At 64.0% G+C, this 13,423-nt stretch carries 13 protein-coding genes; 12 read left to right on the forward strand and 1 reads right to left on the reverse strand.

Translation table 11 applies throughout. The features are described 5' to 3' along the window. Positions 1-99 precede the first annotated feature (99 nt). The 7 genes from accA to ispD all read left to right on the forward strand — a co-directional run bounded on the left by accA (position 100) and on the right by ispD (position 7,838). Positions 100-1,047 carry an acetyl-CoA carboxylase carboxyl transferase subunit alpha gene (gene accA, locus CAF70_RS19965; RefSeq protein WP_013971263.1) on the forward strand — a complete coding sequence of 316 codons (948 nt, stop codon included), beginning with the start codon at positions 100-102 and terminating at the stop codon, positions 1,045-1,047. Positions 1,048-1,210: 163 nt separating this feature from the next. Further along, positions 1,211-2,494: a tRNA lysidine(34) synthetase TilS gene (gene tilS, locus CAF70_RS19970; protein ID WP_085626442.1), complete on the forward strand. Its 1,284-nt coding sequence runs from the start codon at positions 1,211-1,213 to the stop codon at positions 2,492-2,494. Positions 2,495-2,763: 269 nt separating this feature from the next. Next, positions 2,764-4,392: a CTP synthase gene (locus CAF70_RS19975; RefSeq protein WP_085626443.1), complete on the forward strand. Its 1,629-nt coding sequence runs from the start codon at positions 2,764-2,766 to the stop codon at positions 4,390-4,392. Between the two features lie 3 nt (positions 4,393-4,395). Beyond that, on the forward strand, positions 4,396-5,241 hold the full coding sequence (gene kdsA, locus CAF70_RS19980) for a 3-deoxy-8-phosphooctulonate synthase (protein ID WP_025337985.1): 846 nt from the start codon (positions 4,396-4,398) through the stop codon (positions 5,239-5,241). A 153-nt stretch (positions 5,242-5,394) separates the two neighbouring features. Beyond that, on the forward strand, positions 5,395-6,684 hold the full coding sequence (gene eno / locus CAF70_RS19985) for a phosphopyruvate hydratase (protein ID WP_015269203.1): 1,290 nt from the start codon (positions 5,395-5,397) through the stop codon (positions 6,682-6,684). Positions 6,685-6,852: 168 nt separating this feature from the next. Then, positions 6,853-7,134, forward strand: coding sequence for a cell division protein FtsB (gene ftsB / locus CAF70_RS19990; protein WP_004375443.1), 282 nt, complete (start codon positions 6,853-6,855; stop codon positions 7,132-7,134). Beyond that, on the forward strand, positions 7,131-7,838 hold the full coding sequence (gene ispD, locus CAF70_RS19995; protein ID WP_085626444.1) for a 2-C-methyl-D-erythritol 4-phosphate cytidylyltransferase: 708 nt from the start codon (positions 7,131-7,133) through the stop codon (positions 7,836-7,838). Before ftsB ends, ispD begins: the two co-directional genes overlap by 4 nt. 117 nt (positions 7,839-7,955) lie before the next feature. Here the strand turns inward: ispD and CAF70_RS20000 are convergent, their stop codons facing one another. After that, the gene (locus CAF70_RS20000) at positions 7,956-8,852 is read right to left on the reverse strand and encodes a LysR substrate-binding domain-containing protein (RefSeq protein ID WP_085626445.1); all 897 of its coding nucleotides are present in this window, start codon (positions 8,850-8,852) and stop codon (positions 7,956-7,958) included. Positions 8,853-8,957: 105 nt separating this feature from the next. On the opposite strand from CAF70_RS20000, the gene CAF70_RS20005 reads away from it, so the two are divergent. The 5 genes from CAF70_RS20005 (at position 8,958) to surE (ending at position 13,409) form a co-directional block, all read left to right on the forward strand. Further along, a complete protein-coding gene (locus CAF70_RS20005; protein ID WP_016712915.1) occupies positions 8,958-10,070 on the forward strand; it encodes an S-(hydroxymethyl)glutathione dehydrogenase/class III alcohol dehydrogenase in 1,113 nt (370 codons plus the stop codon). Positions 10,071-10,078: 8 nt separating this feature from the next. Beyond that, positions 10,079-10,933 (forward strand): S-formylglutathione hydrolase, encoded by an 855-nt coding sequence (gene fghA, locus CAF70_RS20010; protein ID WP_085626446.1) that lies wholly within the window; start codon positions 10,079-10,081, stop codon positions 10,931-10,933. 210 nt (positions 10,934-11,143) lie between these two features. After that, entirely contained in the window at positions 11,144-11,617 is a 474-nt protein-coding gene (gene ispF, locus CAF70_RS20020; RefSeq protein WP_085626448.1) for a 2-C-methyl-D-erythritol 2,4-cyclodiphosphate synthase, read from the forward strand. Further along, entirely contained in the window at positions 11,614-12,672 is a 1,059-nt protein-coding gene (truD, locus tag CAF70_RS20025; protein WP_085626449.1) for a tRNA pseudouridine(13) synthase TruD, read from the forward strand. Before ispF ends, truD begins: the two co-directional genes overlap by 4 nt. Beyond that, positions 12,660-13,409, forward strand: a complete 750-nt coding sequence (surE, locus tag CAF70_RS20030) for a 5'/3'-nucleotidase SurE (protein WP_085626450.1) — start codon at positions 12,660-12,662, stop codon at positions 13,407-13,409. Before truD ends, surE begins: the two co-directional genes overlap by 13 nt. Positions 13,410-13,423: the final 14 nt, after the last annotated feature.

Below are 13,423 nucleotides of genomic sequence, written 5' to 3' on the forward strand. Positions count from 1 at the left end.
AAAATTTAATCTCGACCTGAATGCGCCTGATCCCTTAAGGTAGGGCGCCAAACGGATCAACCGGCCGGCCGCCTGGCCGTAGACCCAAGACGGATGACTATGAACCCGAATTTTCTCGATTTCGAACAGCCGATTGCCGACCTGCAAGCCAAGATCGAAGGCCTGCGCCTGGTAGGCAACGACAACTCGCTGAACATCAGCGATGAAATTGCCCGTCTGCAAGACAAGAGCAACACTCTGACCGAAAGCATCTTCGGCAACCTGACCAGCTGGCAGATCGCTCGCCTGGCTCGTCACCCGCGTCGTCCTTACACCCTGGACTACCTGGAGCACATCTTCACCGAGTTCGAAGAGCTGCACGGCGACCGCCACTTCTCCGACGACGCTGCCATCGTCGGTGGTACCGCGCGCCTGGACGGCAAGCCGGTCATGGTCATCGGCCACCAGAAGGGCCGTGAAGTACGCGAGAAGGTGCGCCGCAACTTCGGCATGCCGCGCCCTGAAGGCTACCGCAAGGCGTGCCGCCTGATGGAAATGGCCGAGCGCTTCAAGATGCCGATCCTGACCTTCATCGATACCCCTGGCGCCTACCCGGGCATCGACGCCGAAGAGCGCAACCAGAGTGAGGCCATCGCCTGGAACCTGCGCGTGATGGCGCGCCTGAAAACCCCGATCATCGCCACCGTGATCGGTGAGGGTGGTTCCGGCGGTGCGCTGGCCATCGGCGTGTGCGACCAGTTGAACATGCTGCAGTATTCCACCTACTCGGTGATCTCCCCGGAAGGCTGCGCCTCGATCCTGTGGAAGACCGCCGACAAGGCAGCCGACGCGGCCGAGGCCATGGGCATCACTGCCGAGCGCCTGAAGAGCCTGAACATCGTCGACAAGGTCATTCAGGAGCCGCTGGGCGGCGCCCACCGTGACCCGGCGAAAATGTCGGAAAGCATCCGTGCCGACCTGGTACAGCAGCTGGACATGCTCGGCAAGCTCGACCACGACGCGCTGCTGGCTCGCCGTTACGATCGCCTGATGAGCTACGGCATCTGATAGATCCCTGGGGCCGCTCTGCGGCCCTTGTGGGAGCGGGTTCACCCGCGAAGAAGGCGACGCGGTGCATGGCACCGGCTGCGCCGGTGTTCGCGGCGGTTCGACGCCTCGATGAACCCGCTCCCACAGGGTTCTCGGTTTTCCCAAGCCATGTGAGGCCCCAATGATCAACCTCACCCCCTGGCTCAACGCCCCCACCTGGTACATCGCCTTTTCCGGTGGCCTCGACTCCACCGTGCTCCTGCACCTGCTGGCCAGCCACGCCCGCAATCACGCATCCCCACCATTGCGCGCCATCCACGTCCACCATGGCCTGCAAGCCGCCGCCGACATCTGGCCCGCCCACTGCCAAGCCATCTGCGACAGCCTGGGTATCGAACTCCAGGTCATCCACGTTCAGGTCTCCCCCGGCGCCAGCCTCGAACAGGCCGCCCGCGACGCCCGCTATGCCGCCTTCAGGCAAGCCCTCGGCCCAGGCGACATCCTGTTCACCGGCCAGCATTGCGACGACCAGGCCGAAACCCTGCTGTTCCGCCTGCTGCGGGGCGCCGGCCTGCGTGGCCTGGCAGCAATGCCGGGGCAGCGGGTGCTAGGGCAGGGCAGCCTGGTCAGGCCATTGCTGGGCTGTTCCCGCCAGCAACTGCAGGACTACGCCCAGGCTAATGGCCTGGCCTGGATCGAAGATCCGTCCAACGCTGATACACAATTTGCCCGCAACTACCTGCGCCGCGAAGTGTTTCTGCTGCTTCGGCAGCGTTGGCCGCAAGCCAGCCAGAATTTCGCCCGCGCCGCCGAGCACCTGGGCGAAGCCCAGGGGCTGCTGGACGAATTGGCCCAGGACGACCTGGCGCTCGCCGGGGCCGGCGCGCCGCTGGCCTGGCCGGGGCTGGCCTCCCTCGACCTGGCAACCCTGGTGGCGCTGTCGCCTGCCCGTCAACGCAATGCCCTGCAATACTGGCTGAGCCGGCGCAGCCGCCTGCCCGACACCCGCCACTGGGCCGGCTGGGCGGACCTGCGCGATGCCGCCGCCGATGCCCGGCCCGTCTGGCAGCTTGCCGATGGGCAACTGCTGCGCAGCCATGGGCGCATCTGGTGGTTGAGCGGCGACTGGCTGCAGCTGCCCACGGGCGAGCTGGCCTGGGTCGATCCCGGCAAGCCGTTGCTGTTGCCGGGTAACGGCAGGGTGCGTCTTGCTGGCGCAGCGCCACTGGGCGGCTTGCGCATCGCCTACCGCCAGGGCGGTGAAGTGCTGGACCTTCCCGGCCGCGGCCGACGCGACCTCAAGCGCCTGCTCAACGAACTGCAGGTCCCGTTCTTCCTGCGTCCGCGCCTGCCACTGCTGTACCAGGGCGAGCGCCTGCTGGCAGTGGCCAACCTGCCCGGGCTGGTGCAGGCGGATTGCCAGCTGTACTGGCAGTTGCCGACGAACGCGCAAGGTTTGAGCTGAAGGGTACATTCGGGTAGACTACCCTCCCTTCTTGATACAGCTTCTGTGGGTTCCGCGAAAACACAGGAGTTGCCGATTACCAAGCAGTTTTTTGCTGGGCTGATTCTGAAAATGACGAGCGAGCTCCATGCCGGGGATACCCCTGGTCTGTACAGACGCGGCAGTTTTTCGAGATGCACTGTGATTGACGCAGGTGATCGGGGGCTTCGGCCTTCCTTCGCTTTCTCCGGCGGCGCTGGCCGCCTTAACGCAGACTTCTAGGGTTTTTCATGACGCGCTACATATTCGTCACGGGCGGTGTTGTTTCTTCATTGGGGAAAGGCATTGCCTCGGCTTCCCTGGCGGCCATCCTGGAAGCGCGGGGCCTGAAGGTCACCATGCTCAAGCTGGATCCGTACATCAACGTCGATCCGGGCACCATGAGCCCGTTCCAGCACGGTGAAGTGTTCGTCACCCACGATGGCGCCGAGACCGACCTCGACCTGGGCCACTACGAGCGGTTCATCCGCACCACCATGACCCAGAACAACAACTTCACCACCGGCCGCATTTACGAGCACGTACTGCGTAAAGAGCGCCGTGGTGACTACCTGGGCGCGACCATCCAGGTCATCCCGCACATCACCGACGAAATCAAGCGTCGCATCATCAAGGGCGCCGGCGATGCCGACGTGGCCCTGGTGGAAATCGGCGGTACCGTGGGTGACATCGAGTCGCAGCCGTTCCTCGAAGCCATCCGCCAGCTGCGCGTCGAAGTGGGCTCCAAGCGCGCCATGCTGATGCACCTGACCCTGGTCCCGTACATCGCCACCGCTGGCGAGACCAAGACCAAGCCGACCCAGCACTCGGTCAAGGAACTGCGCTCCATCGGCCTGCAGCCTGACGTACTGATCTGCCGCTCCGACCACCCGGTCGATGCCTCGTCGCGTCGCAAGATCGCGCTGTTCACCAACGTCGAAGAGCGTGCGGTGATCTCGCTGGAAGACGTCGACACCATCTACAAGATCCCGGGCGTACTGCACGCACAGGGCCTGGACGACTTCGTCGTCGAGCGCTTCGGCCTGCAGTGCAATGGCGCCGACCTGTCCGAATGGGACAAGGTGGTCGATGCCAAGCTCAACCCTGAGCACGAAGTGACCATCGCCATGGTCGGCAAGTACATGGAGCTGCTGGATGCGTACAAGTCGCTGATCGAAGCGATGAGCCACGCCGGCATCACCAACCGCACCAAGGTCAACCTGCGCTACATCGACTCGGAAGACATCGAGAACCAGGGCACCAGCCTGCTCGAAGGCGCCGATGCCATCCTGGTGCCGGGCGGTTTCGGCCTGCGCGGCGTGGAAGGCAAGATCACCGCGGTGCAATACGCCCGTGAGAACAAGGTGCCGTACCTGGGTATCTGCCTGGGCATGCAGGTGGCCGTGATCGAATTCGCCCGTAACGTGATGGGCTGGAAAGACGCCAACTCCACCGAGTTCGACCGCAACAGCGGCCACCCGGTAGTCGGCCTGATCACCGAGTGGTCCGATGCCACTGGTGCCGTTGAAACCCGCAGCGAAGCCTCCGACCTGGGTGGCACCATGCGCCTGGGCGCACAGGACTGCCAGCTGGCCGCCGGTTCCAGGGTGCACGACTGCTACGGCAAGGACGTGATCACCGAGCGTCACCGTCACCGCTACGAAGTGAACAACAACCTGCTGCCGCAACTGGTCGACGCCGGCCTGGTGGTTTCCGGCCGTTCCGAAGACGGCGCGCTGGTGGAAGTGGTCGAGTCCAAGGACCACCCATGGTTCGTCGCCTGCCAGTTCCACCCGGAATTCACCTCGACCCCGCGTGACGGCCACCCGCTGTTCAGTGGTTTCGTCAAGGCAGCCCTGGCTCAGAAGAACAAGGCCTGATCAATGACCCAGAAGATCATTCGCGTCGGTAACATCGAGATCGCCAACGACAAGCCGTTCGTCCTGTTCGGCGGCATGAACGTCCTGGAGTCCCGTGACCTGGCAATGAAGGTCTGCGAAGAGTACGTGCGGGTGACCGAGAAGCTCGGTATCCCGTACGTGTTCAAGGCCAGCTTCGACAAGGCCAACCGTTCGTCGGTAACCTCGTACCGTGGCCCGGGCATGGAAGAAGGGCTGAAGATCTTCGAGGAGATCAAGCGCACCTTCAACGTGCCGGTCATCACCGACGTGCACGAGCCTTACCAGGCCGAACCGGTAGCCAAGGTGTGCGACATCATCCAGCTGCCGGCCTTCCTGTCGCGGCAGACCGACCTGGTGGTGGCCATGGCCAAAACCGGCGCGGTGATCAATATCAAGAAGGCCCAGTTCCTCGCGCCCCAGGAAATGAAACACATCCTGACCAAGTGCGAAGAGGCCGGTAACGACCAATTGATTCTGTGCGAGCGTGGTTCGAGCTTCGGCTACAACAACCTGGTAGTGGACATGCTCGGCTTCGGCATCATGAAGCAGTTCGAGTACCCGGTGTTTTTCGACGTGACCCATGCTCTGCAGATGCCGGGTGGTCGCGCCGACTCCGCCGGTGGTCGCCGCGCCCAGGTCACCGACCTGGCCAAGGCCGGCATGAGCCAGGGCCTGGCCGGGCTGTTCCTCGAAGCCCACCCCGATCCGGACAACGCCAAGTGCGATGGCCCATGCGCCCTGCGCCTGGACAAGCTGGAGCCGTTCCTGGCCCAGCTCAAGCAACTGGACGACCTGGTGAAAAGTTTTCCGACGGTAGAAACCGCGTAAAGCTCGATTCTCGGGTAAAGTACCGTCCGATCCACCCCTGACCAGTCGGTCAGGGGTTCCCTTCACCCGGCCTGCCCACTGCAAGTCCGCCCGGTGAACGGCAAGAATTTCCTAAGCTAAGTTGTTTTCGTCAATTCTGGAGTGCTTACAACAATGGCAAAAATCGTCGACATCAAAGGTCGTGAAGTTCTCGATTCGCGTGGCAACCCCACCGTGGAAGCCGATGTACTGCTCGACAACGGCATCATCGGCAGCGCCTGCGCGCCGTCCGGTGCTTCCACTGGCTCGCGCGAAGCGCTGGAGCTGCGTGATGGCGACAAGAGCCGTTACCTGGGCAAAGGCGTGCTGAAGGCCGTCGCCAACATCAACGGCCCGATCCGTGACCTGCTGCTGGGCAAGGACCCTGCCGACCAGAAGGCCCTGGACCGCGCCATGATCGAGCTGGACGGTACCGAGAACAAGGCCAAGCTGGGCGCCAACGCCATCCTGGCCGTGTCCCTGGCTGCTGCCAAGGCCGCTGCCCAGGACCAGGACCTGCCGCTGTACGCGCACATCGCCAACCTGAACGGCACCCCTGGCCAGTACTCGATGCCGGTACCGATGATGAACATCATCAACGGTGGCGAGCACGCCGACAACAACGTCGACATCCAGGAGTTCATGGTTCAGCCGGTTGGCGCCAAGACCTTCTCCGACGGCCTGCGCATGGGTACCGAAATCTTCCACCACCTCAAAGCCGTGCTGAAGGCCCGTGGCCTGAACACCGCGGTTGGTGACGAAGGTGGTTTCGCCCCTAACCTGGCTTCCAACGAAGACGCCCTGGGCGCCATCGCCGAAGCCGTCGAGAAAGCCGGCTACAAGCTGGGCACCGACGTGACCCTGGCTCTGGACTGCGCGGCTTCCGAGTTCTACGAAGACGGCAAGTACAACCTGTCTGGCGAAGGCAAGTCGTTCGACGCCGAAGGTTTCGCCGAATACCTGAAAGGCCTGACCGAGCGCTTCCCGATCATCTCGATCGAAGACGGCCTGGACGAGTCCGACTGGGCTGGCTGGAAGATCCTCACCGACAAGATCGGCACCAAAGTGCAGCTGGTTGGCGACGACCTGTTCGTGACCAACACCAAGATCCTGAAAGAAGGCATCGAAAAAGGCATCGGTAACTCGATCCTGATCAAGTTCAACCAGATCGGCTCGCTGACCGAAACCCTGGAAGCCATCCAGATGGCCAAGGCTGCTGGCTACACCGCGGTGATTTCGCACCGTTCCGGTGAAACCGAAGACTCGACCATTGCCGACCTGGCCGTGGGTACCGCTGCTGGCCAGATCAAGACTGGCTCGCTGTGCCGTTCCGACCGCGTTTCCAAGTACAACCAGCTGCTGCGCATCGAAGAGCAACTGGGTGCCAAAGCGGTTTACCGCGGTCGTGCCGAGTTTCGCGGCTAAGCAAGAGATGGTAAAAAGACAGCAGCCGGAGTTGTAGGAACGTTCGTACTGATCTTTCCTACATTCCAACGGGTTTCTGTCGACGAAGCCTGGCCTCGGCCAGGCTTCGTGCTATTCGAGGCCCCGAAGTAAACGATACCCGGCAGCCTTTTTAACCTGGATAACGTGATGCGCAGTCCCTATTGGTTGTTCCTCGTCCTGCTCCTGCTACTGGGTGGCCTGCAGTACCGCCTGTGGGTGGGTAACGGCAGCCTGGCGCAAGTGACCGAGCTGAAGCAGCAGATTGCCGAGCAGCATGCCGAAAACGAGCGCCTGCTCGAGCGCAACCGCGTGCTCGATGCCGAAGTGCTGGAACTTAAAAAAGGCATGGAGACCGTTGAAGAGCGGGCTCGCCACGAATTGGGAATGGTCAAAGAGGGCGAAACCCTCTTCCAGTTGCCACAAAAATGATCGAACCATTACCGGCCTTCTGGGCCGTGATTCCTGCTGCGGGCATCGGTGCCCGCATGGCTGCCGACCGCCCCAAGCAGTACCTGGAGCTGGCCGGGCAGACCATTCTCGAGCACAGCCTCGACTGTTTTCTTGGCCATCCGATGCTCAAGGGCGTGGTGGTCAGCATTGCCGAAGACGACCCGTACTGGCCTCGCCTGCGCTGCGCCGGTGACCCGCGCATCCAGCGCGCGGCGGGCGGCCGCGAGCGTGCCGATTCGGTGCTCAATGCCTTGCTGATGCTGCATGCCCAAGGGGCCGCGGACAGCGACTGGGTGCTGGTGCACGATGCCGCGCGACCGAACCTGGCGCGCAGCGATCTGGACAAACTGTTGTCGGAGCTGGCGAACGACCCGGTGGGTGGCCTGCTGGCAGTGCCGGCGCGCGATACCCTCAAGCGGGCCAATGCCGATGGCCGGGTGGGCGCCACCGTAGACCGCAGTACCGTCTGGCAGGCCTATACCCCGCAGATGTTCCGCCTGGGGGCGTTGCATCGGGCGCTGGCCGAGTGCCTGGTGTCGGATGTGCCGGTGACCGACGAGTCCTCTGCCATCGAGTGGTCCGGCCAGGCGCCGCGGCTGGTCGAAGGGCGCAGCGACAACATCAAGGTGACCCGGCCGGAAGACCTGGAGTGGTTGCGCCAGCGTTGGGCAGGGCGCCGCTGAATTTCTTGCTCCTGTGCCGGCCTCTTCGCGGGCTTGCCCGCTCCCACAGTGAAGGTATGCGCAGTACCTGTGGGAGCGGGCAAGCCCGCGAATAGGCCGGCACAGGCAGCGCACCCCTCAGCCGAACCGATACTCCGGCAGCCCCGCCAACCCTTCCTTCAGGTAATCCACCAGCCGCCGCACCTTCGGCGACAGGTGCCGCTGCTGCGGATACAGTGCCCACACTGCTGTGTTCGGCGGCTGGTGCGCCTCCAGCAACGACACCAGCGCGCCACTGTTCAAGTGCTCCAGCACGTAATAGTCGGGTAACTGGCACAACCCCATCCCCTGCAGCGCCGCATCCAGCACCGCCTGCCCGCTGTTGCAACGCCAGTTGCCCTGCACCCGCTGGCTGATCTCGCGACCGTCCTGCTGCAGCGCCCACAAGTCCGAACTGCCCACCAGGCAATTGTGCCGCGCCAGTTCCGACAGGCTGTGTGGCCGGCCATAACGTTCCAGGTAAGCCGGCGAGGCGCACAGGTACATTCGCCGGGGCGCCAGGCGGGTTGCCACCAGTCGCGAGTCGGCCAGCCGGCCCAGGCGGATGGCCAGGTCCATGCCTTCATGCACCAGGTCGAGGGTGTGGTTGCTCAGCTCCACATCCACCCGCAACTGCGGGTACAGCGCCATGAACCGCGTCACCAGCGGTACGATGAAGCGCTCGCCGTAGGCCACCGCGCAGGTCATGCGCAGCAAACCCTTGGGCTCGCTGGCCAGATCACCCATGGCGCGCAGGGCTTCCTCACGGCCATCCTGCAGGCGCTGGCAGTGCTGCAGGAATGTCTGCCCGGCCTCGCTCAGGGTCACCCGCCGGGTACTGCGGTACAGCAGGCGCGTCTGCAGCCGTTCCTCCAGCCGGGCAATCTGCCGGCTGATATGCGACGAGGAAACCCCCAGGCGCTCGGCGGCCGCGGTGAACTGGCCCGATTCGGCCACGGCGACGAATTCGTCGATGCCTTCCCAGCGGCTGCTCATGGATTATCCCTGTATGGCAATAATGTTTTGTCTTTGGCTGGATTATTCATCAAATGGCGGTGAATTACACTGCCAGACTGAATCGACCCTCTCTGGAGACCTTTGATGATCAAGTCCCGTGCTGCCGTAGCCTTCGAAGCCAAGAAACCCCTGGAAATCGTCGAAGTCGACGTGGCCATGCCCAAGGCCGGTGAAGTGCTGCTGCGCGTGGTCGCCAGTGGTGTCTGCCACACCGACGCCTACACCCTGTCGGGTGCCGACCCGGAGGGTATCTTCCCGTCGATCCTCGGTCATGAAGGTGGTGCGATCGTCGAGGCGGTAGGCGAGGGCGTCACTTCGGTCGCCGTCGGTGACCACGTCATTCCGCTGTACACCCCGGAATGCGGAAAGTGCAAGTTCTGCCTCTCGGGCAAGACCAACCTGTGCCAGGCCATCCGCGCCACCCAGGGCAAGGGCCTGATGCCGGACGGCACCACGCGCTTCTCCTACAAAGGCCAGCAGTTGTTCCACTACATGGGTACCTCGACCTTCTCCGAGTACACCGTGCTGCCGGAAATCTCCGTGGCCAAGATCCAGAAAGAAGCGCCACTGGAAAAGGTCTGCCTGCTGGGCTGTGGCGTCACCACGGGTATCGGCGCGGTGCTCAACACCGCCAAGGTCAAGCCGGGTGACACCGTGGCCATCTTCGGCCTGGGCGGCATCGGCCTGTCGGCGGTGATCGGTGCAGTCAAGGCCAAGGCCTCGCGCATCATTGCCATCGACATCAACCCTGCCAAGTTCGAAATCGCCCGCCAGCTGGGTGCCACCGACTGCATCAACCCGAAAGACTACGACCGCCCGATCCAGGAAGTGATCGTCGACCTCACCGACGGCGGCGTGGACTTCTCCTTCGAGTGCATCGGCAACGTGCAGCTGATGCGTGCAGCGCTGGAATGCTGCCACAAGGGCTGGGGTGAGTCGGTGATCATCGGCGTGGCCGGCGCTGGCCAGGAAATCGCCACCCGTCCGTTCCAGCTGGTCACCGGCCGTGTATGGCGTGGTTCGGCGTTCGGCGGCGTGCGTGGCCGCAGCGAGCTGCCAAGCTACGTGGAAATGTCGGAGAAGGGCGAAATCCCACTGGATACCTTCATCACCCATACCATGGGCCTGGAAGACATCAACAAGGCCTTCGACCTGATGCACGAAGGCAAGAGCATCCGCAGCGTGATCCACTTCTGAGGTTTGCCATGAGCCTGGATAACATCTCCTGCCAGAAGAGCTTCGGCGGCTGGCACAAGCGTTACCGGCATCACTCCAAGGTGCTGGGCTGCGACATGGTGTTCGCCGTATACCTGCCGCCGCAGGCCGAACAGGGCGAGAAGCTGCCGGTGCTGTACTGGCTCAGCGGCCTCACCTGCACCGACGAGAACTTCATGCAGAAGGCCGGCGCCCAGCGCCTGGCCGCGGAGCTTGGGCTGATCATCGTCGCCCCCGACACCAGCCCGCGTGGCGAGCAGGTGCCGGGTGACCCGGACGGCGCCTGGGACTTCGGCCTGGGTGCCGGTTTCTACCTCAATGCCACTCAGCAGCCCTGGGCCCAGCACTACCGCATGCACGACTATGTGGTGGAGGAGTTGCCTGCGTTGATCGAGGCACACTTCCCCGCCTCGGGCGAGCGCAGCATCAGTGGCCACTCCATGGGTGGGCATGGCGCACTGGTGTGTGCCTTGCGCAACCCGGGGCGCTACCGCTCGGTGTCGGCGTTTTCGCCGATCAGCAACCCGATGGATTGCCCGTGGGGCGAGAAAGCCTTCAGCCGCTACCTGGGTGAAGACCGTGCGCGCTGGCGCGAGTGGGATGCCAGCGTGCTGCTGGCCGAAACCGCGGCTGGCGAGTGCCCGCCATTGCTGGTGGACCAGGGCGACCGCGACGACTTCCTCGAGAAGCAGCTCAAGCCTGAAGCGCTGGAGCAGGCGGCGCGCAAAGGAGGGCATGAACTGACCCTGCGGCTGCAGCCTGGCTATGACCACAGCTATTACTTCATCGCCAGCTTCATCGAGGAGCACTTGCGTCATCATGCGGTGGCGCTGGGGCGAGTGTAAGGCGCAGCTGCGGTGTTTGCTTGATCGCTTGCAGGAGCGGCCTTGTGTCGCGAAAGGGCCGCAAAGCGGCCCCCGGATTCAGGCGTTGACGCGGATATTGCCGGGGCTGCTTTGCAGCCCGATCGCGACGCAAGGCCGCTCCTACAAGGCAGCCCCAATGGCGGCTAAAGCAGGTAGAATCACGCCCTGACTCATTCAGGGCGTTTTTCTATGCGTATTGGCCACGGCTACGATGTGCACCGTTTCTGCGACGGTGATTTCATTACCCTGGGCGGGGTGCGTATCCCCCACAAATACGGCCTCCTGGCCCACTCCGACGGTGACGTGCTGCTGCATGCCCTGAGCGATGCCTTGCTTGGCGCGGCAGCGCTGGGCGACATCGGCAAGCACTTCCCCGACACCGACCCGCAGTTCAAGGGCGCCGACAGCCGCGTACTGCTGCGCCATGTTGTCGGCATCGTCCAGGCCAAGGGCTGGAAGGTCGGCAACATCGACACCACCATCGTCGCCCAGGCGCCGAAGATGGCCCCGCACATCGAAACCATGCGCCAGCTGATCGCCGAGGACCTGCAGGTTGCACTCGATCAGGTCAACGTCAAGGCTACCACCACCGAAAAGCTGGGCTTTACTGGCCGCGAGGAGGGCATCGCCGTGCATGCGGTTGCCCTGCTGCTGCCAGCATGACCGAACTGGAACTGCTGGGCCCGCGCGCATCGGGCGAACCATTGGGTACCGCCGTCCTCAAGGCGGTGGCCGAAGATTTTCAGGTCGACGAAGTGCTGGACATACCGCTGTCGGGCCAGGGCGAGCACCTGTGGTTGTGGGTCGAAAAGCGTGACCTGAACACCGAGGAGGCAGCCCGCCGCCTGGCACGTGCCGCTGGCGTGCCGGTGCGCACGATCAGCTACGCCGGCCTCAAGGACCGCCAGGCCCTGACCCGCCAGTGGTTCAGCCTGCACCTGCCGGGCAAGGCCGACCCGGACCTTTCGCGTGCCGAGGATGCCAGCCTGCGTGTGCTCAAGCAGGTGCGTCACCAGCGCAAGCTGCAGCGCGGCGCGCATTCGGCCAACGGCTTCACGCTGCGCCTGACTGCCCTGGCTGCCGATCACCAGGCGCTGGATGCGCGCCTGGAACAGCTCAAGCAGCACGGCGTGCCCAACTATTTCGGCACTCAGCGCTTCGGCCACGGTGGCGGCAACGTTCACGACGCCCTCGACTGGGCCGCACGCAAGGCCCTGCCCGAGCAGCGCAACGTGCGCTCGCGCCTGCTGTCGGCCGCGCGCAGCTACCTGTTCAACCAGGTGTTGGCGGCCCGTGTCGCCGATGGCAGCTGGGCGCGGGCCCAGGTGGGCGACCTGCTGGCGTTCACCGACAGCCGCAGCTTCTTCCCGGCAGGGGAGGCGGAATGTGCCGACCCGCGCCTGGCAATTCTCGACCTGCACCCGACCGGCCCGATGTGGGGGGCGGGCGATTCGCCGGCCGCTGGCGTCACAGCGCAGCTGGAAAACGCCGTCGGTGCGCGTCAGCCGGAACTTTGCCAGTGGTTGGCCCAGGCGGGCATGGATCACGAACGACGCATTCTGCGGCTCCCTATTGGCGGCCTTACGTGGCATTATCCCGAGCCTGATATCCTGCAACTGGAATTCGTCCTTCCGGCCGGATGCTTCGCCACCGTGGTGGTGCGCGAAGTCGTGGATCTGGTGTCGGCAGGGCAGACGGACAGCTCATGCGTATTCTGATTTCGAACGACGACGGTGTTACCGCACCCGGCATCGCCGCGCTGCACGCTGCGCTGGCAGATTACGCCGAGTGCGTGGTGATTGCTCCGGATCAAGACAAGAGCGGCGCCAGCAGTTCGCTGACGCTGGACCGGCCACTGCACCCGCAGACTTTGGCCAATGGCTTCATCAGCCTCAACGGCACGCCGACCGACTGCGTGCACCTGGGGCTCAATGGGCTGTTGCCACAGACGCCGGACATGGTCGTATCGGGGATCAACCTCGGTGCCAACCTGGGCGATGACGTGCTCTATTCGGGCACGGTCGCGGCCGCGTTGGAAGGCCGTTTCCTTGGCGGTACCTCGCTGGCGTTTTCGCTGTTGTCGCGCCAGCCGGACAACCTGCCGACCGCGGCCCATATCGCCCGTCGCCTGGTCGAGGCGCAGTCGCGCCTGGCCTTGCCGCCGCGCACCGTGCTCAACGTCAACATCCCCAACCTGCCGCTGGAGCACATTCGTGGCATCCAGCTCACCCGCCTCGGTCACCGGGCGCGGGCGGCGGCGCCGACCAAGGTGGTCAACCCGCGCGGCAAGGAAGGCTACTGGATCGCCGTGGCCGGGGATGCCGAGGACGGCGGCCCGGGCACCGACTTCCACGCTGTGATGCAAGGTTACGTATCGATCACGCCGCTGCAGCTCGACCGCACTTTCAGTGATGCCTTCGAGCAGCTCGACGGCTGGCTGGAGGGCCTGCTCTGATGCGCGAGGACGAT

This window comes from Pseudomonas sp. B19(2017), from assembly GCF_002113165.1.
Taxonomy (GTDB): Bacteria; Pseudomonadota; Gammaproteobacteria; order Pseudomonadales; family Pseudomonadaceae; genus Aquipseudomonas.

What these genes read in the sequence shown, in the direction of transcription:
- accA (WP_013971263.1), top strand. Translation starts at nt 100, where the DNA reads ATGAACCCGAATTTTCTCGATTTCGAACAGCCGATTGCCGACCTGCAA.
- tilS (WP_085626442.1), top strand. Translation starts at nt 1,211, where the DNA reads ATGATCAACCTCACCCCCTGGCTCAACGCCCCCACCTGGTACATCGCC.
- CAF70_RS19975 (WP_085626443.1), top strand. Translation starts at nt 2,764, where the DNA reads ATGACGCGCTACATATTCGTCACGGGCGGTGTTGTTTCTTCATTGGGG.
- kdsA (WP_025337985.1), top strand. Translation starts at nt 4,396, where the DNA reads ATGACCCAGAAGATCATTCGCGTCGGTAACATCGAGATCGCCAACGAC.
- eno (WP_015269203.1), top strand. Translation starts at nt 5,395, where the DNA reads ATGGCAAAAATCGTCGACATCAAAGGTCGTGAAGTTCTCGATTCGCGT.
- ftsB (WP_004375443.1), top strand. Translation starts at nt 6,853, where the DNA reads ATGCGCAGTCCCTATTGGTTGTTCCTCGTCCTGCTCCTGCTACTGGGT.
- ispD (WP_085626444.1), top strand. Translation starts at nt 7,131, where the DNA reads ATGATCGAACCATTACCGGCCTTCTGGGCCGTGATTCCTGCTGCGGGC.
- CAF70_RS20000 (WP_085626445.1), bottom strand. Translation starts at nt 8,852, where the DNA reads ATGAGCAGCCGCTGGGAAGGCATCGACGAATTCGTCGCCGTGGCCGAA.
- CAF70_RS20005 (WP_016712915.1), top strand. Translation starts at nt 8,958, where the DNA reads ATGATCAAGTCCCGTGCTGCCGTAGCCTTCGAAGCCAAGAAACCCCTG.
- fghA (WP_085626446.1), top strand. Translation starts at nt 10,079, where the DNA reads ATGAGCCTGGATAACATCTCCTGCCAGAAGAGCTTCGGCGGCTGGCAC.
- ispF (WP_085626448.1), top strand. Translation starts at nt 11,144, where the DNA reads ATGCGTATTGGCCACGGCTACGATGTGCACCGTTTCTGCGACGGTGAT.
- truD (WP_085626449.1), top strand. Translation starts at nt 11,614, where the DNA reads ATGACCGAACTGGAACTGCTGGGCCCGCGCGCATCGGGCGAACCATTG.
- surE (WP_085626450.1), top strand. Translation starts at nt 12,660, where the DNA reads ATGCGTATTCTGATTTCGAACGACGACGGTGTTACCGCACCCGGCATC.